Origin of the sequence: Larkinella soli (assembly GCF_003703975.1) — a bacterium.
Lineage (GTDB): Bacteria > Bacteroidota > Bacteroidia > Cytophagales > Spirosomataceae > Larkinella > Larkinella soli.
In genome coordinates this window covers 844495-865822 of the sequence record NZ_QTJY01000001.1, presented here as the reverse complement: position 1 = coordinate 865822, position 21328 = coordinate 844495, and the positions used below count along the sequence as shown (strand labels likewise).

Genomic DNA, 21328 nt, shown 5'->3' with positions numbered 1-21328 from the left:
GCATAAACGCGCGGGCTGCCTCCGGTAAAAAAATCTTTTTTCCGACTAAGGGTATTTCGGAAACTTTCTGACTACACGGTCAGATGCCTGTTCCCCGACCCCATGTTAGAAACCGAATCCGACGAAAGCTCCCGACTGCCCCGCTTCCCGGCCGAATCGGATGGCCGGGTTATGGACAGCGAGTTGTTTCTGCAACAGGCCTTCGACCAGGAGGCCCGGAAAGGGTTTGAACTGCTTTTCCGGCGCTACTATACCGTCCTGTGCAGCCATGCCGTTCGGTTCGTCTATGCCCGGGAGGTGGCCGAAGACCTGGTCAGTGAAGTGTTTCTGACCTTTTGGAAAAACCAGGCCCATCGGCACATCACGACCTCCTACCGGGCCTACCTCTTTGCGGCCGTTCGGAAGCGGGCGTATTCTTACCTTCAGGAGGAGTTCGGCCGGAATGTACCTCTCGACCAGCTTGCTTCGGCCGGTTCGCCGGTTCCGGGAGAGGCCGACCCCGAGCAGATTCTGCAATATACCGAACTGTACAACCGGCTCGAAACCGGCATCCAGACGCTTTCGCCCCAGTGCCGCCGGGTCTTTCTGCTGAGCCGCTATGAAGGAAAGAAACACCGTGAAATTGCCGACGAGTTGCGGATCAACCTGAAAACCGTGGAGGCCCATCTGGGTAAAGCCCTGAGCTTTCTCCGGAAAGTCATCCGGGAGGGGGCATTCCTGGCCCTGTTCCTTACCTGCCCCTAAGGCTGGAGACCGGTATTCCGCAATGACGATTAAAGGATAAGTAGATGGAAAATTCAATCAATAAACAAACGCTTTTCGATCATTTCGCCGGACGGACGACCAGCCTCCAGCGATCCCTGCTGGCCGAGTGGCTCCGGCATCCCGACCATCAGGAACTGTATTACCGGTGGCTGGAGGAGTGGGAGGCTGCCCATCTGCAGTATGTGGCCGACCCGGATGCCGCTCTTCTGAAAGTCCGGGCGCCAGGGCAGGGCGGGGAAGAGGGGCGGGAACCGGTTCTGCCGGTCGGAAAACAACGATTCGGCTCGCTTCGGTGGCTGGCGGCTGCGGCCCTCGCCGGTTGCCTGCTGACCGGCCTGTACCGGAACCGAACCGCTTTCCTGTACAAAACGGAAGAAACCGCCTTCGGAAATCTGAAAAAGCTCACCCTGCCCGACGGGAGCAAGGTGGTTCTGAACGCCCATTCCAGCCTGCGTTACCCCCGTTTCAGCCTGACCGGTTTCGGACGGGAGGTGTATCTGACCGGTGAAGCCGACTTTTCGATAACGCACACGCCCGACCATCGCCCGTTCCGGGTCAGGACCGCCCGGGATTTCGAGGTGGTGGTGCTGGGAACGGAATTTACCGTCTATGATCGCCCGAAAGAAACCCGAGTCGTTCTGCATACCGGCAAGGTGAAGATCAACTACCCGTCCGGCTCCGAAAAACACCAGCTGACCCTCAAACCGGGCGATTTCGTCAGCCTGGACAAAGGGGGGAAACTGGCTTACCGGAAAGTGGCCCGCCCCCGGACCTTTGCCGCCTGGAAAGACCATCGTTACATCTTCAGCGAAACCTCCCTCCGGGAAATTGCCGACCTGCTGAAAGAGAACTATGGTCTGGAGGTCGAGATCCGGGGGGATACGCTGGCCCGGCGGACCGTATCGGGTTCGTTCCGGGCCGAAACGTCCGAAGAACTGCTGCGTGTGATCGCCAATCTGCTGGAGATCAGCTTCGACCGAATCGAGAACCGAGTGACTTTCTACGAATAACCTAACCCCCTGTATTCATGAGTCTCCGTTTACCCCCTCTTTCCCGGCTGACTCAGGCCCGGATCGTCCTGGGCTGGCTGGCTGTTCTGGCCTGTCCGCCGGTGTTCAGCCAGACGCTGGCTTCCGCTCATCCGCTCAGCCGGCAGGAAGCCGCCCCCGTGATCCGCCAGCTCCGCGACGTGCTGGAGGAACTGCGAACCTTCTACAACGTAGACATTCTGTATGAGGACAAAGCCATTAAAGGGTTCCGGGTGGTAGCCCCGACCTACGACCGCAGCCGTTCCGTAGAACAGATGCTGGAGCAGATTTTGCAGACCTCGCCACTCCGGTTTTCGAAAATAAAGGAAGGTGCGTACCTGATTCAGCCGGCCCGGCGCGGCCGGAAACCGGCCGGGGAAGTCCCCGCTCCGAAAGACAGGGACCAGACGCTGCTGACCGTGCCGGACGCCCGCGAATCGTCGGCCCGGGCTTTGACGGCCGAAGCGCCCGAAGCTGCCGGGCCGATGGTTCAGCAAATGATGGTGCAGGGGGTGGTGACGGCCGAAGAAACCGGCGATCCGCTGCCGGGCGTGAGTGTGGTGGTCAAAGGCTTGCAGCGCGGGACCACCACCGACGGCCAGGGCGCTTTCCAACTATCCGTGCCGGACGACCGCGCCACGCTCGTTTTTTCCTTCATCGGGTATGAAACCCAGGAAGTGGCGGTCGGAAACCGCTCCCGGCTGGCGGTTGCCCTCAAAGCCGACATCCGCGCCCTGAACGAGGTAGTGGTGATCGGGTACGGTCAGAAGGAGCGGAAAAACCTGACCAGCGCCGTGTCGCAGGTGAGCGGGGAAACCATCCAGAACATTCCGCTTTCGGCCCCGGACCAGCTGCTGCAGGGCCGCGCGTCGGGCCTCCAGATTTCTAGCAGCTCGGGGGTGCCGGGCAGCGGCAATACCGTCCGGATCCGGGGAACGTCGTCCTTCTCGCCCAACTCCCCGGCCAGCCAGCCGCTGTACGTCATCGACGGCGTGTTTGTCAATAACGTGCCGCTCGGCACCTCGGGTTACGGCACGGAGCAGCAGATTGCCAACCCGCTGGCCGACCTCAACCCGGCCGACATTGCCTCTATGGAGGTGCTGAAGGATGCCAACGCTACCTCCATCTACGGATCGCGGGGAGCGAACGGGGTGGTTATCATCACCACCAAACGGGGGAATTACAACGCCAAACCGAAAATCTCAATCGGGGCCTACACCGGCGTCTCGAAAGCGTGGCGACTGCCCCAAATCACCAACGGCCCGCAAACCGCCCAGCTGCTCAACGAAGCCTGGCAGAACGACATCGCCGACGGCGTCCGGCCGGCCGGTCCGCTGCCGTACCCGAACCCGGAAAGCGTATCTACTTACGACCGGCTGCCGCTGCTGTTTCGTTCGGCCCCTACGACCAGCATCGACGCCAGCCTGACCGGCGGGGATAAAAATACCTCGTTTTTCATCGGCGGGTCCTGGTTCAAACAGCAGGGTATCCTGCGTCCCTACGGCTTCGAACGGGCCACGGGCCGCCTGAACATCGACCAGATCGTGAACCCCCGGCTAAAGATCAGTACCAGCAATACCGTAGCCACCACCTTCCGGCGCTCGGCACCGAACGATAATTCCGTCGGGGTCATGCTGGTGGGGCTGGGAGCCGCCAATATGTATCCCCTGTTCAATTCGGACGGGTCCTATAATTATAACCTGCTGTATCTGAACCCGGTGGCGATGGTGCGGGAACTCGACGAAACCAGCCGCGGCCTTCGTCTGATCAGCAACACCTTCGGTGAATACGAAATTGCCCGGAATTTCTTCTTCCGCACGAGCTGGAGCATCGACTATAACCAGGCCTTCAACGCCAACTTCGACAGCCAGCTCCGGAAAGGGCCGGGCAACGTGGCGACCGGCTACGAAGACAATCGGCGCAACACCACCTGGATCAACGAACAGACCCTGCGTTACCGCTGGGTGCCGACCACCGACCACGATGTCAACTTTCTGGTGGGGAACACCGCCCAGCGAACCAGTTTCCGGTTTTCGGGGGTCAGCGGCTCCAACTATCCCAACGACGACCTCCGCAACATCAGCTCGGCGGCCGTAAAGGACGGTTACGGCGGAGAGACGGCCAACACGCTGCTGTCGTTCTTCGGCCGGGTCGATTACGGGTACAAAGGCCGGTATCTGATCGACGTCAACATGCGGGCCGATGCGTCCTCCCGCTTCGGGGCCAACAACCGCTGGGGATATTTCCCGTCGGTCGGGGTGGCCTGGCGGATCATCGACGAAGAATTCATGAAAGGGCAGAAGCTGTTCTCCAACCTGAAACTCCGCACCAGCTGGGGCATCACCGGCAGTCAGGAAACCATCTCGGAATACGCGGCCCAGGGCCTCTGGACCGGCGGGGCCAATTACCGCCAGGAACCCGGCACCGTTCCGTCGCAGCTGGCTAATCCCGACCTGAAGTGGGAACAGACCCGCCAGTGGAACCTCGGGCTGGATGCGGGTCTGCTGCAAAACCGCCTGAACGTCGAACTGAACGTCTACAATAAATTCACGACCGGGGTCCTGATCAACAAACCCGTGCCGATGTCGACCGGCTTTTCGACCATCGCCTTCAACGGGGGCGACATCAGCAACAAGGGCGTCGAACTGGGCATCAATGCCGGAATCATCCGCGGCAAGGAGTTCACCTGGGACGCCGGCCTGAACATCTCCCGCAACGTCAACCGGATCGTTAAACTCGACGCCGACTATTTCGAACCGTTCTCCCGCAAGTTCATCGTCTTCCGGCAAGGCTACCCGGTCAACTCGTTCTGGCTCTGGAAGCAGACGGGCGTGAATCCCGAAACCGGCGACGCCCAGTATGAGGACGTGGACAAGGACGGCCAGATCACGGACAACGACCGCCTGCTGCTGGGGAGCAACCAGCCCGATTTCTACGGCGGTTTCAATACGACCCTAAAGTATAAGGGTTTCGATCTGAACGGCTTTTTCAACTTCGAGGTCGGGCAGGAGATCGTCAACTGGAGCACCTTCTTCATGGTTTCGGGCGGCACGCGCCGGAACAACGCCAACGGACAGGCTACCTTCGGATTCTACACCCAGCAACTCGACCGCTGGCAGAAACCCGGCGACGTCACCGACACCCCGCGCATGGGCGGCAAAAACCTGTCGTCCAACTACGGGCGGTTTACGAGCCGGGCCATGGAAGACGGTTCCTACCTGCGGCTGAAGAACCTCTCCCTCGGCTACACGCTGCCGAGACCGCTGCTGACCAGACTGAAAATGAACACCGTCCGGGTGTATGTCATGGGAACCAACCTGCTGACCTTCACGAAGTACAGCGGCCTCGACCCGGAAATCAACGCCGGGGGCGGCAAGGGCACGGTCGGTGGGGTGGAGATGTTTACGGTGCCGCAGCCCCGCACCGTTCAGGGAGGAATCAATCTGTCGTTCTAATCGCCATCGGGAAAACGCATCATGAAAAAGCAGATCAGCCTTTTAACCATAATGACCCTGCTGGGAACCACGGCCTGTCAGGATTTTCTGACCGAAAACCCGGTGACGAACATCGGGCAGAACCTCGCCCTGAGCAGCGAAGACCGCATCCGGCGGGCCATGAACGGGGCCTACAGCGCCCTTCAGGTGAATGAATACTACGGTTTCGAGTGGCCCAACGCGGTCTGGCTCTCCGACGACAACGTCTTTGCCGCCGGCGCCGGAACCACCGACCTCCAGTTTGACAACTACGACATTCTGGCGTCGTCCAACACGATGGAAATCAACTGGCGGGCCATGTATCAGGTGATCAACCAGGCCAACAACATCCTCGACGCCGTCGGGACGGTCGGCGACCCCGGTTTTACGACGGAGGAAAAGAACGATCTGGCGGGTCAGGCCCTGTTTCTGCGGGCGCTGGCCTACTTCGACATGGTCCGGACCTGGGGCGGGGTGCCGCTCGTGCTGACCCCCACCGCCGGGTTCAGCGATGCGGCTTTCGTCAAACGCAACTCGCCCGACGAGGTGTACGCCCAGGTGCAGAAAGACCTCGACGAAGCCGAACAGAAGCTGCCCGAACGCACCGACCGGACCCTCGCGGGAAAGAAAACCGCCCAGGCGCTGAAGGCCCGGCTGTTTCTGTACCGGAAGGACTGGGCCAATGCCGAGAAGTTCGCCGGGATGATCATCGAGTCGAAGGATTATGCGCTGGTGACGCCCTACGAACGGTTTCTGACGGAGAAGAATACCCCCGAAAGCATCTTCGAAATCGCTTATAACCCGGTCGATCAGAATGCGACGGGCGGGGCTTTCCTGCCGCAGTCGAAAGGCGGTTCCTACCGGCTGGGGCCGACGAAGGAAATCGTCGATCTGCTCCGCGACCCGGCCAAAGGCGGCACCCGTTCCGTAACCGTCGGCACGTTTAATCTGAACGGGACCACGACCTACCACGTCAATAAATACCGGCAGGCCGGCAGCACCAACGACAGCCCCATCTGGGTGCTGCGGACGGCCGAAATGTATCTGATTCGGGCCGAGGCCCGCGCCCAGCTCGGCAAAATTCAGGAGGGAGCCGCCGACCTCAACGCCGTCCGCCAGCGGGCGCAGGTAGCGGCCGTCAGCCCGGCCACGAAGGAAGACCTGCTGCAGCGCATCGAGGACGAGCGCCGGCTGGAGTTCGCCTTCGAGCCGCACCGCTGGTTCGATCTGGTCCGGACGGGCCGCGCGGGGACGGTATTGAAAATCACGACCGCCAACAAACTTGTTTTCCCCGTTCCGACGAGCGAGATTCGCGCTAACCCGAACCTGACCCAGAATACGGGCTATTGATCCGGGTCTTCCCGAACGCCATGAACCGCCTGACCCTGCTCCTTGCCGGCCTGATTTACCATTGGCCGGCGGCTGACGCCCAGTACCTGTCCAACCTGAAAGCCGACGCCCGCTTTCCGCTGTATACGACCTATGCGGCCGCCATGGAACGCTCGAATTTCGTGCTGGACGAGGGCTATCACTTCCGGTTTTATCAAGCCGATAAGGGCGCGGATTTTACCACGGATTCGGGCGGGGACTGGTGCCTGGGGTTTCGGCGGGGGAGCCGGTGGGTGGGTCGGGTGCAGGACATGCATCGGCAGCCGGTGATCACCAAATCCTACCCGGATTTGGTGGAATATGAATTTTTTCCGTTCGAAGACGTCCAGGCCACCGTGCGGTTCGTGGTGTACAGTTCCACCGGGGCGGTGATGGAGGTGCGGCTTCGGAATACCGGGTCGGTGCCGATCCGTCTGACGCTGGTTCCCTTTTTGCGAAGTGCGTCCTCCCATTTCCACCATGTCGGGGCGGAAGGCAACACCATCCGGTTTCAGCACGAAGAACATCCCGACAGCTGGACGGTCGGTCATCAGCTGCCGTTTGCCGACAGTCTCCGTAATGTGTTCCGAACCGCCGACCCGCGCTCGGAGGGGCTGGCCTTCAACGCCGAAGGCGGACGCTCCCCGTTGCCGCCGGTCCGGATTCTGCGCGACAAAAAGGCCGTATTGCAGGTGAACGGCCGGCTGTACGGCCCCTCGGGCGACCGACTCATGGACCCGGCTCCTTTTTCGCGGCTTCAGATGCTCGTCGACGGCAACCCGGCCGAACTCATTACCGAAAACAGCCCGGCCTGGGGAAGTTCGCAGCCGCCCATCGACGCCGACGGGTATTTCCGGATGGAAGCCGCCCAGTTGAAGCCGGATGCCCGCCGTTTCAGGATCGGTGGGTATAACCGGGTACTGAACCGGTCGGTCTGGGTGGAAGGCAGCTTTGCGGAGCGAAACATCCGGCGGGTCGATCTCAGGCTGAACGAGGACCGGACCATTCCGGTCGTTTCCGGGCTGAAGATCAGGACCACCGGCGGCCGGAACGCCCTGCGCTGGACTTCGGCAGGACCGGGGCTCAGGTATGCGGTTTACCGCCGGGATTACCCGGCTACGACCTACCGACGCATCGCTCAGGGCTTGACCCGGCCCGAGTTTACGGAGTCGTCCCCGGCCGGGGAACGCGCTTCCGGTTACGTGGTGGTGGCGGTTGATCCGGCCGGGCGGATCGGGATGCAGTCGGAGGAGGTGACTACCTATCCCGCTTCGGATTTCGATGCCTACGTCCGGGGAGGGCTACCGGCCTCATTTAAAACGCCCTTTGCCGCCGTTCTGGCCCTGCCGACGCCCGTAAACCTGCCGGCCGGCGGCACGTATCGGACGCGGGTGGTGCGAACGGTGCAGTCGGTGAAGGAGAAACCGTCCCGGATGGAATCCCAAACGGAAGCCGGGCAGCTGCTGACGGTCGATCTGGAAGCCGTGCTGAAAGCGGACGAGAAGCTGTTTGCCAACGCACCGAAGCCCCGTTTAGGCTCTGCGGATAAAGAGGCTTTGTACTGGAGCGCGATGGCGATGATGCGGCAGGTGTTCTATCCGGCCGAGGCCAAAAGCGCCCATAATTATTATGTCTTTTCCCGCGAACCGACCTGGGGCTGGGGGCATGGCGGGCAGGTCTTTCACGAAAGCATCACCATGCTCGCCTACGCCTACCTCGACCCCGTCAGCGCCATGAACTCCCAGCGGGTGTATGCCCGGCGGCAATATCCAAACGGATACATTAACTACCGAACCGGCTCCTATCTGGACGAGGTCATCGAGGAAAAGGGCGAGCTGACTTCGTCGGCGCCCTGGTACGCCTGGCTGAACTACGAGGTGTACCGGATCACGAAAGACCGCGATTTTCTGAAGGAGATGTACGAGTCGTCGAAGCGGTTTTACCAGTTTTACGTTACCCAGCGGGACAAGGACCACGACGGCCTGTGCGAATGGGGCGGGAAGGCCGTCCTGGAATCGGTGCGGGATGCGCTCGTAGCCGTCTGGGACGAGGTCGGTTACCCGACCAACTTCGAGAGCCTCGACCTGAACTGCATGCTGGTCATGGAGGCCAAATCGCTGGAGAAAATGGCTGCGGAACTGGGTCTGACCGAGGAGGCCGCCCGCTGGAAAACCGACCACGAAACCCGAACCGCCCGCATCAACAGCACCTTCTGGGATGAGGAAAACGGCTTTTACTACAACGTGAACAAAACCGATCACACCTTTACCTTCAAAAAAAAGGACGACCTCAAACGGGATGAGATCATCGGTTTCCTGCCGCTCTGGGCCGGGGTAGCGCCCCCGGAGCAGGCGAAACGACTTGTCGAAAAACTGACCGATCCGCAGCAGTTCTGGCGGCCGTTCGGGGTGCCGTCGCTGTCGGCCAGGGACCCGTACTACAACGCCAAAGGCTACTGGAACGGGCCGGTCTGGGTGGAGTGGGATTACCTGATCGTGCGGGGCCTGCTCGACTACGGTTATAAAAAGGAAGCCCGCGAACTGACCGACCGGGTGGCCCGGGGCATGATCGACGTCCTGAAAAAAGACCACAACCTGTGGGAGTTCTACAGCCCCGATGAGGCCTGGGGCGGCTACCACAAAACCTATATTTGGGCAGGCATCATCAACCGGATGATGATGGACACCCAGGACTGACCCGTTCAAACCATGAGAATAAACCTATGTATCGCGGCTTGGCTGGCGGTTGTCTGGGCGAAACCGGTTCAGGGCCAGCAGCTTCGGCGGCTGGTCTGGCAGGAACCCACCTATGCGGTGACGGCCTTCGAAACCGGAGACGGCCGCTCGATTGCTAAACAATTGCCGCTGCTTTCGTTTGAAATCAACCGCCAGCCCGTTACCACCTCGCAGGCCGACGCCCGGCAGGTGGTGGACGGGCGGCTTCAGGTAACGGCCCGGCCCGAAGCGGATTTTACCAAAGGCGTCAAAGTAGCCGTAACCTTCCGCAACGTGTCGGCCGACACGTTGCGGTTGTCCAATGTGGTGCCGTTCGGTCGGGGCGACGACCGGGTGTATATCACCGGCCTGGGGGACCATCCGCTATCCCGAACCCATATATTCCGGCCGGGCCTGAAACCCGTCAACTGCATCGTTCCCGACAACGCCTGGGAACTGGGGTATTCCGGTATTGCGCTGGCCGACGGCCTGAATCTCTGCGCTCTGACGCGCCGGGATCGGGCCGGCATTAAAAACGGGCTGCGACGGCGGTTCGAGACGGTCTTATATCCCCGGAACGGGGAGGTCACCTATTTCCTCTACGCCGACCTTTACCGGGGTGACTGGCAGGAGGGTCTGCGCCGGATGTTTCAGGAGCGGCACCTGTATGACCTCGACCCCTTCCCGGACGACCTGTTCCGGCGGAAGGACCTGGAATGGATTCGGCACAGCTACGTCATGCACCTGGTCATGACCTGGAATCATATTTATTACGACTACAAAACCGGGAAATTCGGGCTGGAAAAGTTTCTGGAAAAAGGCCGACGGCTTTATGGCGGGGATGACGTGATCGGCATCTGGCCGACCTGGCCGACGCTGGGCCTCGACCAGCGTAATCAGTTCGACCTGTTCCGGGATCTGCCCGGCGGAACGGCCGGAATCCGGGAGCTGCAAACGATGATGAACCGGCAGTTCGGCACGAAGCTGTTCGTCTGTTACAATCCGTGGGATGAAAGCACCCGGAGCGAAGGGCATCTGGTCGGGCTGGAGCGGATTCTGCGCGAAACGGGGGCCGACGGGGTCGTGCTGGATACCCGGGGAGAATCCAGCCGGGAGTTGCAGGAAACCGCCGACCGGGTCAAGCCGGGCGTGGTCATGTACAGCGAGGGCATGGCCGTTCCGAAAGACATGCCGGGGATTGTGTCGGGCCGGGTGCATAATGCGCTGTATTACCCGCCGATGCTGAACCTGAACAAGTTCATCAAGCCTGAATTTGCAATTTTCAGGGTAGCCGAGTTGTATAAAGAACCCATCCGGCGTGAATTTGCCGTTTCCTTTTTCAACGGCTACGGCACTGAACTAAACCTCTTCCCGGCCGGCCTGCCCGCCTGGCTCGACGAGCAGTACCGGTATCTGGGAAAAACCACCCGCATCCTGCGAGAAAATACCGCTAGTTTTACGGCCGGAACCCTGACGCCCCTCATCCCGACCCGGGCCGACGGCATGTACGTCAACCGCTGGGGGCTGTCGGATAAAGTAGTGTATACGGTATTCAGTTTGCTACCTGAGGGGTTTAAGGAGCCGCTGTTCGAGGTGGAGAACAGGCCGGGGTATCACTTTGTCGATGTCTGGCACCACGAAGAAGTGACTCCTGTCGAGCAAAACGGCCGGTTCTGGATAACCTCCCGGACCCACGGCTTCGATAAGGCCGATCTGGGGACCAACAACGAAGGGGAAGTGGACTGTATCGTTCAACTGCCCGAACGGCTGGCGGTTTCGCTCGACAATGACCTGCTCCAGGTCGCTTTAGTGGGGCAACCGGCGGCAGGGGAAGCCGAAATCCGCATCTGGGCGGGCGAGCCCGACTATGAAAAACAACCTGTCATCCGGAAACCGGGTAACCACCGGCTGGCCCTGCTCGACCTCTTCGGGCGGTATGAGGGCAAGTTTGTGATTCAATTGTTCGAAAATGGCCTGCTGGCCGACGAGCGGGTCGTCAACCTCCCGGCCGGAACCCCCCGGCTGGCGTCCCGCGTGCCCGAAACCGCCCCGGCTTCCAAAGCGCCGGCCGGGATGGTGAAGATTCCGGCCGGATCGTTTACCCTAAAAATCACCAACGGCGACAAATTTATCTCCTACCCGAAGTTTAACGACGGCCGGGCCTACACCCTGCCGGCTTTCTGGATGGACCGCCATCCCGTCACCAACGCCGATTACCTGGCCTTTGTCCGGGCCACCGGCTACCAGCCGGCCGATACCGCCAACTACCTGAAACACTGGGCCGACGGGCGGCCCCCGGCGGGGCAGGAGAATTTTCCCGTCGTGTATGTCGGCTATGAAGACGCCCAGGCTTATGCCCGCTGGGCCGGAAAGCGGCTCCCGACGGAGGTGGAGTGGCAATATGCCGCCCAGACGCCGGACGGCCGGGAGTGGCCCTGGTCGAAGCAGACAAAAGGCATCCGGCGCGAGATCGAACCGGTCAATGAAACCCTTTCGGTGTACCGCATCAAAGGCATCGACCCGCAGTACACCAACCTCGGCAACGGGACGCCGGACCCGGTCGGGCGGTATCCGAAGGGCACGAATCCGTACGGTTTGCAGGATCTGGTCGGCAGTGTCTGGCAACTGACCAACGACCTGTACGAAAGCGGCAGTTACCGGTATGTGATCATGAAAGGCGGCAGTTACTTCAATCCCTCGTCGAGCTGGTGGTATGTGCAGGGAGGCCCCCGGGAGCTGCATTACCGCCAGTTTCTGCTCCGGGTTTCCCCCGGTTTTGAACGAAACGCCACCGTCGGCTTCCGGTGTATGAAGCCGGCGTTGTAACCAATCGGCGTCAGCCGAGGAGCACGCCGGCAGGGATGCCCAACTCCCGATGAAGGTAGCGGGCGATCGCCAGCGTCAGTGGCTTTTTCCGGTTCAGAATGGCAGAGACGTAGCTTTTACTGCCTACCTTTCCGACAAGGTCTTTGTTTTTCAGGCCTTTTTCGTCCATTTTTTGCCGGATCACTTCAATCGGGTCCGGCGCCGGAATCGGATAATGTTCGTCTTCGTAGGCTTTAATGAGGAGCAAAGCCACCTGAAACGCTTCACCTTCGGGGCTTTCCGGGGAAACTTTTTTATCTAATTGCTGATCTATCCATGCCAGCAATTCCTGATATTCCTGTTCCGATTTCAGGATTTTTAGTCTCATGGCTTCTGAAATTGAATGGTGGCTGCGTTTACTTTATCATATTCGGCATGTGTGCCGAACCATTTGATTTGAATGACCTTATACTCAAAAACATCTCGGACAACCAGGCGGTATCGGTTTCCCATGATGTTGAAAACCACTCTGTCGTCCGAAATGATACTGGCATTTCCGAAGACGGCTTTCAGCTCATGGAAGTTTGCAAATTCGTTGTCTTTCAACTCGGCATACCACTCCTTCAGTGCATTCGCGGCCGGCGGATACATTCCGCAATAAATAAGGAGAGAAGACCTTGCCAGGATGTTACACATAAGAAACTGGAGCGTGGTTTACTATTAGTGAACCAAATAATTTAAATTGCATATGCAAATACAGGCCATCGAACGAAATACCCTTCCCGGTTTGGGAAGGCGAATCAAAACCGGAAGGGGGCTGTTAGCGTTTTGATGGGGAGACGATATTTCGTTATTTGCAAAGGCCGAAATCCGGACCCTGAGCAGGTCGTTTCCCGGCAAAACCGCAATGAGCAAACCTGAAAAGAAACTGTTTTTACTGGATGCCCTGGCGCTGATCTACCGCGCCCATTTCGCGTTCAACAAATCCCCCCGGATCAACTCCCGGGGCCTGAATACCAGCTGTGTGTTCGGCTTTACGAATGCTTTGCTGGAGATCCTTCAGAAGGAGAAACCGACCCACATCGGCGTCGCCTTCGATTCGAGTAAAAAGACCTTCCGGCACGACTCCTTTCAGGAATACAAGGCCAACCGACAGGCCATGCCGGAAGACATCAGCATTGCCATCCCGTATGTCAAGCGGCTCGTGGAGGCCATGCACATTCCCATGCTGATCCTGGACGGCTACGAAGCCGACGATATCATCGGAACCCTCGCCAAACGGGCCTCACGCGCCGGGTTCGAGGTGTTCATGATGACCCCCGACAAGGACTACGGTCAGCTGGTCGAGGAGCACGTCTACATTTACAAACCGGCCTTCATGGGCAAACCGGCCGAAAAGCTTGGGGTGAAGGAAGTTCTCGACCGCTGGCAGATCCGTGAGATCAGTCAGGTGGTGGATATGCTCGGGCTGATGGGAGATTCGGTCGACAATATTCCGGGAATACCGGGTGTCGGGGAAAAAACCGCCCAGAAGCTGATCGCCGATTTCGGCACCGTTGAGAACCTGATCGCCAATTCCGACCAACTGAAGGGAAAGCTGAAGGAGAATGTCGTTCAGTTTGCCCAGCAGGGCCTGCTCTCCAAGCAACTGGCCACGATCCACGTGGACGTACCGCTGGAGTTCAATGAAGACGCGCTTCTGATGAGCGAGCCGGACAAGCCCCGCCTGTCCGCCCTGCTCGACGAACTGGAATTCCGGCAATTGCGGAAACGACTGCTTGGGGAAGATTTCCCGGATTCCAACCCGTTCCCGGCGGCTTCCGCACCGAAGGCCAACGGAAAAGGGCAGATGGACCTTTTTGCGGATCAGGTACTTTCGCCGGCCGCGAGTCCGTCGTCCGCCCCATCCGGTACGGCCGACCTGCCTTTTCTGTCGGATGACGAACCGGCTCCGGCCGCTTCCCCTCCACCGACGGAGAAGCCCGCCAAAACCGCTTCGGCCCGCAAATCGGCCGCCGAAAAGAAGGAAGCGGCCGATGCCCCGGCTTTTCTCCAGTACGAAGTGGAGGAACACCAGCCCGAGCGTCGGAAGAATATATTTTCGGTCGTTCACGACTACCGCGTGGTCGACACTCCCGAACTGCGTCTGAGCCTGGTCCATTACCTGAACCAGCAGGAGTCTTTCTGCTTCGACTCGGAGACGACCGCCACCGATCCGGTGGAGGCCGACCTGGTAGGGCTTTCGTTTGCCTATCGGAAAGGGGAAGCTTTCTACGTTCCGGTGCCTGAAAACCGTGAGGAGGCCCAGGCCATTCTGGACGAGTTCCGGCCGGTGCTGGAAAATCCGGGCATCACCAAAATCGGGCAGAACCTCAAGTACGACATCCTGATGCTGAAGAAATACGGCGTCGAGGTGCAGGGCAAGCTGTTCGATACAATGCTGGCTCATTACCTGATCGAACCGGAGCAGCGGCACAACATGGACATGATGGCGATGACGTTCCTGAACTACGAGCCGGTGTCCATCGAGTCGCTGATCGGGAAAAAAGGCCCAAAGCAGCTCACCATGCGCGATGTCGACATCAAACAGGTGGCCGAGTATGCCGGAGAAGATGCCGATATTACCCTCCAGCTAAAGGAAACCTTTCAGCCGCTGCTGGAACGCGACAAACTGACCAAACTGTTCGATCAGGTGGAAATGCCGCTCGTCCGGGTGCTGGCCGACATGGAGCTGGAAGGCGTCAAGGTCGACATCAACGCCCTGAACGAACTGTCGGCCACGCTGGAAGCGGATATGCGGCAGGTGCAGCAGGAGGTGTTCGAACTGGCGGGCGGGCCGTTCAACATCGGGTCGCCGAAGCAGCTCGGGGAGGTGCTGTTCGATAAGCTGAAACTCGAAAACAACGCCAAAAAGACCAAAACCGGGCAGTATGCGACCGGGGAGGAGGTGCTGGCCGAACTGGAAGCCGAACACGAAATCGCCCGCAAGATTCTGGATTACCGCGAACTGATCAAGCTGAAAAATACGTATGTCGATGCGCTGCCGCTGCTGATCAGTCCGCGCGACGGTCGGATTCATACGTCGTTCAACCAGGCGGTGGCCGCCACCGGACGGCTCAGTTCGGCCAACCCGAATCTTCAGAACATCCCGATCCGAACCCCGCGCGGGCAGGAGATCCGGAAAGCGTTCGTACCCCATAGCGAGGAGTTTCTGATCATGTCGGCCGACTATTCACAGATCGAACTGCGGATCATGGCGTCCTTCAGCGGAGACCAGACGATGCTCGAAGCCTTCAACAACGGAATCGACATTCACACCCAGACGGCCAGCAAGGTTTTTCACGTCCCGCTGAACGAGGTGACCCAGGAGATGCGCCGGAAGGCCAAAATGGTCAATTTCGGGATCATTTACGGTATTTCCTCGTTCGGACTGGCCCGCCGGCTGCGGATTCCGCGGAAAGAAGCCGCCGTCATCATCGACGAATATTTCCGGGAGTTTTCGGCCGTGAAGGAGTTTATGGACCGCAGCATCGAACTGGCACGGGAGCGGCAATATGCCGAAACCATCCTGGGCCGTCGCCGGTATCTGCGCGACATCAACTCGCGGAACATGACCGACCGCAGTTTTGCCGAGCGGAACGCCATCAACGCTCCGATCCAGGGGTCGGCGGCCGATATGATCAAGATTGCGATGATCAAGATTCACGATTTTCTTCGCCAGAACCGGCTTCGGTCGCGCATGATCCTGACGGTACATGACGAACTCGTGTTCGATGCCCACCGCGACGAGCTGGAAATCCTGAGGGAAAATGTCGCCGGGATCATGGCCAACGCCATTCCGCTGGCCGTTCGGATGGAAACCGGCATCGGATTTGGGGAGAACTGGTTAGTGGCGCATTAATTTAATGCCTGAAAGGTTTGTTTGTCGCTATTAAATCGAAGGAACTATGAGCGTTTCAGAACAGAAAATCAATCTGGTTAAGGAGATCGCCGAATTGCCGGATGAGCTTTTTGAACAGATATATCCAAAAATAATTAATCTTCTTCATCCCGCGAAAGAAGATCGAATCGGAAGTATGAAAGGGTTGATTACCTATATGGCGGAGGATTTCGACCAGCCTCTGGATGATTTCAAAGCCTATTCCCTGTGAAGTATTTACTCGATACCCACACCCTGATCTGGATGCTGGAAGGAGATGAGGCACTTTCCAGAAATGTCATTTTACTTTTGAATCATCCTGACTCCAACCTGGCGGTTAGTGTAGCTTCATTTTGGGAGATGACCATCAAGGTTAGCCTCGGCAAATTAAAGTTGAGCCAGCCATTGAGCCGAGTGTTCAGGGAAGTAGTCAACCTGGGAATTGAAGTCTGGCCGGTTCTACCGGAACAACTACTTCTGCTTGAAAAATTGCCTTTCCATCATTCTGATCCCTTTGACCGCCTGATCATTGCGCAGGCCCTTCATCAACAGGTTTCGGTAATTGGGAAAGACCCTGCATTTGTGCCATATGAAATTTCGGTTTTATGGTAGACAGGTAATTCAAATCACGCCGTTTACAAACAATTAACAGGGTTTCCGGGAAAGGAACCCTGTTTTTTTGTTAGTATTGAACCACAAACCCCACAAAAGATGAAAACCCTCCTGGTTCCTACGGATTTCTCCGGAACCTCCGATCAGGCCCTCCTTTGGGCCCGGTTCCTGGCGAAACAATACCAGTCCACCCTGATTCTGACCCACGTCACCCAGCCGGTGATACCGGATACGACCCTGCCGACCGGCGAAATCGGGGCCGGGGTGCTGGTGGCCCAGGAACTGGACGAAGCCGGGGAGCATAGGTTGAAGGAACTGGCCGGGCGGCTTCAAACGGAAGGGTTTTCCGTTCGGGCGGAAGCCCGTTTCGGAGCCGTCGACGATGAGATCATTGCCGTGGCCGATGAGCTGAATCCGGACCTGATCGTGATGGGGCGAAGTCATTTCGACACCTTTTTCGACCGGCTGGCCGGAAGCTCGGCTACCGATGTGGCCATGGCCGCACCCTGCCCGGTGCTGGTCGTTCCGGCACCGGAGGAAGGAAAAGCGACGGCCGTTCAGCTGAACCGGATTGCCTACGCGACTCAGCTGGAGTTCGATGAAAACGAAATCCTGAGGCCGGTGGTCGAACTGGCGAGGACGTTTGGGGCCGGTCTAAGCCTGATCAAGGTCAGGGCCGACAACCAGCCGAACGTCCGCGACGACCGGCAGTATCTGACCCAGATCGAACGGGAGTTCGGGCGGGACCGGCTCAGGGAAGAAGAAGTCCATGCCGACAACGTAACCGAAGGACTTACCCGGTATATCAATGAAAATCAGGTGGATATGCTGGTCATGGCAACCCGGGAACGCGACTTCCTGAGCCGTCTGCTCAATCCCAGCCTGACCAAACGCATGGTGCTGAATTCGAGCATTCCGATTCTGGTTTACCACGCGAAGGAAAATTATTGAAGGCCGCCTTCGGAGCGGCAGGGTCGATGCCCCGGACATGACAGGTGTCCGGGGCTTTTTGTACTTTTACACCCAGTAAAACAGGAATATGGCAAGACGACGGTATAAACATTCGGAGAAGAAGCTGGGTTCGTCGCCCGGAACGCTGGTTTATGTCGGTCAGGAAACCGACTACAAAACCCGTATCCGGCGGATTGAATACAGTTTGTCCGACTACAAAGTCGAAGAGATCAAACGGCTATCGGACTGCCGGCGCCCGCCGGAAGACGCATCCTGCATCTCCTGGCTGAACGTGGACGGCATCCACGAGCCGCAGGTCATCGAACGCATCGGGCAGCAGTACAAACTGCATGCCCTGCTGCTGGAAGATGTCATGAACACCCAGCAAAAGCCCAAGATGGAGCAGTATGACGGGGCGTATCTGTACGTGACGCTGAAAATGATCTACATGAACTCCGCTTCCAAAGAGGTCGAGAGTGAACACCTGAGCTTTGTGCTGGGCGAAAAATACCTGGTTTCCTTTCAGGAGGAACGTAAGTCGGACATCTTCCAACCGGTGCTGGACCGGATCGTGGCCTCGGCCGGAAAAACCCGCCGGAACGGTTCGGACTACCTGCTCTATGCCCTGATGGATCTGGTCGTCGACCATTATTTCGTCGTGCTGGACAACATCGGGGAGCGTCTGGAAACCCTGGAGAACAGCATCATTCAGCAGGTGGCGAGCCAGCAGACCCTGACCCGGCTCTATGCCCTGAAACGCGACATTACCCTCATGCGGAAATTCGTCTGGCCGGTTCGGGAGTTGATCAACTCCCTCATGCTGGAAGAAAGCGAAATGATCCGGCCGACTACCGTTCCCTTCCTGCGGGACCTGTACGACCATGTCGTTCAGGTGCTGGATACCATCGACTCCTACCGCGAGCTCGCCAACGGACTCGTAGACCTTTACCTGTCTACCCTCAGCAACCGGATGAACTCGGTCATGAAAACACTGACCATCTTCTCGGCGATCTTCATGCCGCTGACGTTTATTGTCGGAATTTACGGCATGAACTTCGACAATATGCCCGAACTGCGTACGCAGTTCGGCTACTTCGTCGTCCTCGGAATCATGGCGGTGCTGGTGGTGGCGATGATTATTTATTTCCGCCGAAGAGGCTGGATGTAAGGTGAAAGCAATAAGAATATGATACGGAAGGACATCCACATCGAGCCCAATATGACGTACCTGCTGACTGACAGCCGCCAGCTTCTGTTCCCCGACCGGAGCCTGTTCTTTGCCATCCGGGGGGAACACCACGACGGCCACCGCTTCATTGGGGAATTATATGAAAAAGGCGTGCGCCGGTTCGTGGTCGAAACCGCGGCCCTGACCCCCGAACTCCGCCATGAACTGGCACAATACCCCGAGGCCGATTTTCTGGAAGCCGGCAGCAGCCTGAAAGCCCTGCAGGAGTTGACGGCCCGCCATCGGAGCCGGTTCCGCATCCCCGTGGTCGGCATTACGGGCAGTAACGGAAAAACCATCGTGAAGGAATGGCTGGCGCAGGTGATGGCTCCGGATCACCTCATTCAGAAAAGTCCCAAAAGCTACAATTCCCAGATCGGCGTCCCGCTGTCCGTATGGCCGCTCAACGAACGCCATACGCTGGGTATCTTCGAAGCCGGCGTTTCCCGGCCCGGAGAAATGCAGAATCTTCAGCCGATTGTCCGGCCTACCATCGGGATTTTTACCAACATCGGAACCGCTCATGACGAGGGCTTCCGAAGCCGGAAACAGAAGGTCGCCGAAAAACTGCGGCTGTTCACCCAAACCGACGTGCTCATCTACCGGAAATCCTACACGGATATCGACGAGGAAACCCGCCTGCTGCTGAAAGCCGTCCATCCCGGCATCCGGCTGGTGGCCTGGTCGACGGAAGGCCCGGCGGAGGTGAACGTCCGGTACGAGCCGGAATCAAACGGAACCCGGATCCGACTGGAAGGGCAGGGGAAAGACGGCTCCGTGCGCGTTCCTTTTGCGGATGAGGCTTCCCTCGAAAACGTCACCCATGTGCTGCTGGCCGCTCTCGAACTCGGCCTTTCGGATCCGAAGGAGTTGCAGGACCGCTTCGATCGCCTTCGGCCGGTTTCCATGCGGCTGGAACTCAGAGAGGGCATTCGCCGGAATCTGCTGATCGACGATTCCTATAACAATGACCTCGCCGGGCTGTCCATCGCGCTCAATTTTCTGAGCCAGCAGGACAACGACCGGAGCAAGGTGCTTATTCTGTCGGACTTGCTGGAAACCGGAACCCGGGCCGATGAACTTTATCCGGCCATTGCCCGCATGGTGTCTGAAAAAGGCATTTCCCGGCTTTTCGGCGTCGGGCCGGAGATCGGCCGATACCGGAATTCGTTTTCCATGCCCGCCCGGTTTTTCCGGACCACGGAGGAACTGCTGGAATCGGAAAGCCTCTACACCCTGTTCGACTCGGCTATTCTCGTGAAGGGCGCACGGCGGTTTTCATTCGAAAAGGTGATCGGACGACTCGTGCAGAAATCCCACAGCACGGTCCTGGAAATCAACCTCGACGCCCTGACCCACAACCTTAACTTTTACCGCAATAAGGTCGGTGCAGATACCCGGATCATGGTAATGGTCAAGGCATTCGCCTACGGGAGCGGGAGTGCCGAGGTGGCGTCGCTGCTGCAATACCACCGCGTCGATTACCTGGCCGTGGCCTATGCCGACGAGGGAGTCTCCCTGCGGCAGAACGGCATCCGGCTGCCGATCATGGTCATGAATCCGTCGCCCGAGACGTTTCCGTATCTGCTCGACAACCAGCTGGAGCCCGAAATCTACAGCTTCCACATTCTGGAAGAATGGCTCCTGTTTATCGGCCAAAACCGCCCTGCCCGGGAAGGAGACACAACCGTTCCGCCCATTCACCTGAAACTCGATACCGGTATGCACCGGCTCGGCTTTCTGCCCGACGAACTGCCGGATCTCTGCCGGAAGCTGACCGAACACCCGTCCGTCCGGGTAGCCTCGGTATTCAGTCACCTGGTCGGGGCCGACGAAGCCGTCCATACGCCTTTTTCCCAGCTTCAGTACGAACGGTTCATCAGCGGCTCGGCCCAACTGGAGGAGGCCCTGGGCTACCGTCCGCTCCGGCACCTTCTGAACTCGGCCGGAATGATCCGGCTGCCCGAGTATAAACTGGACATGGTACGTCTCGGCATCGGCCTGTATGGAGTGGAGGCCAGCCGGATGGAAACCCGGCAACTGCTGCCCGTCGGGACGCTGAAAACCGTGGTGAGCCAGATTAAGGAATTACGGCCCGGCGAAACCGTCGGCTACGGACGGAAAGGCGTCGTGACGGCCCCTTCCCGGATTGCTACCCTCGCCATCGGGTATGCCGACGGGTACGACCGGCGGCTCGGAAACGGTGTCGGTCAGGTCTGCGTCAACGGCATCCTTTGTCCGACGATCGGAAATATCTGTATGGATATGATGATGGTCGACGTCACGAAAGCCTCCGTCCGGGAAGGCGACGAAGTGGTGGTCTTCGGCCGCGAAGTCCCCATCACCGACCTCGCCACCCGCATCGGCACCATCCCCTACGAAATCCTCACGGGCGTGAGCGACCGGGTGAAACGGGTGTTCTATAGGGAATAATCGAATTGTTGAATTGTTGAATGATTGAATGG

14 protein-coding genes are annotated in these 21328 nt (G+C 58.7%); 12 read left to right on the top strand and 2 right to left on the bottom strand.

Annotation, left to right across the window (positions count from 1 at the left end):
- The first annotated feature begins 102 nt into the window (after positions 1-102).
- The 6 genes from DX909_RS05720 to DX909_RS05695 are packed head-to-tail and all read left to right on the top strand — an operon-like array spanning position 103 to position 12174.
- Complete coding sequence (locus tag DX909_RS05720) at positions 103-744, top strand: RNA polymerase sigma-70 factor (protein WP_128544147.1); 642 nt, start codon at positions 103-105, stop codon at positions 742-744.
- A 44-nt stretch (positions 745-788) separates the two neighbouring features.
- Complete coding sequence (locus tag DX909_RS05715) at positions 789-1775, top strand: FecR family protein (protein WP_128544146.1); 987 nt, start codon at positions 789-791, stop codon at positions 1773-1775.
- A gap of 17 nt (positions 1776-1792) precedes the next feature.
- Complete coding sequence (locus DX909_RS05710; RefSeq protein WP_128544145.1) at positions 1793-5248, top strand: SusC/RagA family TonB-linked outer membrane protein; 3456 nt, start codon at positions 1793-1795, stop codon at positions 5246-5248.
- Positions 5249-5269: 21 nt separating this feature from the next.
- A complete protein-coding gene (locus tag DX909_RS05705; RefSeq protein ID WP_128544144.1) occupies positions 5270-6616 on the top strand; it encodes a RagB/SusD family nutrient uptake outer membrane protein in 1347 nt (448 codons plus the stop codon).
- Between the two features lie 20 nt (positions 6617-6636).
- Positions 6637-9330 (top strand): MGH1-like glycoside hydrolase domain-containing protein, encoded by a 2694-nt coding sequence (locus DX909_RS05700; RefSeq protein ID WP_128544143.1) that lies wholly within the window; start codon positions 6637-6639, stop codon positions 9328-9330.
- 12 nt (positions 9331-9342) lie between these two features.
- The gene (locus DX909_RS05695; protein WP_128544142.1) at positions 9343-12174 is read left to right on the top strand and encodes a formylglycine-generating enzyme family protein; all 2832 of its coding nucleotides are present in this window, start codon (positions 9343-9345) and stop codon (positions 12172-12174) included.
- Between the two features lie 10 nt (positions 12175-12184).
- Here DX909_RS05695 and DX909_RS05690 read toward each other — a convergent pair whose 3' ends face one another.
- Positions 12185-12541 carry a helix-turn-helix domain-containing protein gene (locus DX909_RS05690; protein ID WP_128544141.1) on the bottom strand — a complete coding sequence of 119 codons (357 nt, stop codon included), beginning with the start codon at positions 12539-12541 and terminating at the stop codon, positions 12185-12187.
- Positions 12538-12849, bottom strand: coding sequence for a type II toxin-antitoxin system HigB family toxin (locus DX909_RS05685; RefSeq protein WP_128544140.1), 312 nt, complete (start codon positions 12847-12849; stop codon positions 12538-12540). Before DX909_RS05685 ends, DX909_RS05690 begins: the two co-directional genes overlap by 4 nt.
- A 211-nt stretch (positions 12850-13060) precedes the next feature.
- Here DX909_RS05685 and polA point away from each other — a divergent pair, with 211 nt between their 5' ends.
- The 6 genes from polA to DX909_RS05655 all read left to right on the top strand — a co-directional run bounded on the left by polA (position 13061) and on the right by DX909_RS05655 (position 21296).
- A complete protein-coding gene (gene polA / locus DX909_RS05680; RefSeq protein WP_128544139.1) occupies positions 13061-16054 on the top strand; it encodes a DNA polymerase I in 2994 nt (997 codons plus the stop codon).
- Positions 16055-16100: 46 nt separating this feature from the next.
- Positions 16101-16304, top strand: a complete 204-nt coding sequence (locus DX909_RS05675; RefSeq protein WP_128544138.1) for a DUF2281 domain-containing protein — start codon at positions 16101-16103, stop codon at positions 16302-16304.
- A complete protein-coding gene (locus DX909_RS05670; RefSeq protein ID WP_128544137.1) occupies positions 16301-16684 on the top strand; it encodes a type II toxin-antitoxin system VapC family toxin in 384 nt (127 codons plus the stop codon). Before DX909_RS05675 ends, DX909_RS05670 begins: the two co-directional genes overlap by 4 nt.
- A gap of 99 nt (positions 16685-16783) precedes the next feature.
- The gene (locus tag DX909_RS05665) at positions 16784-17635 is read left to right on the top strand and encodes a universal stress protein (protein WP_128544136.1); all 852 of its coding nucleotides are present in this window, start codon (positions 16784-16786) and stop codon (positions 17633-17635) included.
- Between the two features lie 88 nt (positions 17636-17723).
- On the top strand, positions 17724-18803 hold the full coding sequence (gene corA / locus DX909_RS05660) for a magnesium/cobalt transporter CorA (RefSeq protein WP_128544135.1): 1080 nt from the start codon (positions 17724-17726) through the stop codon (positions 18801-18803).
- An 18-nt stretch (positions 18804-18821) separates the two neighbouring features.
- Positions 18822-21296 carry a bifunctional UDP-N-acetylmuramoyl-tripeptide:D-alanyl-D-alanine ligase/alanine racemase gene (locus tag DX909_RS05655; RefSeq protein ID WP_128544134.1) on the top strand — a complete coding sequence of 825 codons (2475 nt, stop codon included), beginning with the start codon at positions 18822-18824 and terminating at the stop codon, positions 21294-21296.
- The last annotated feature ends 32 nt before the right edge of the window (positions 21297-21328 follow it).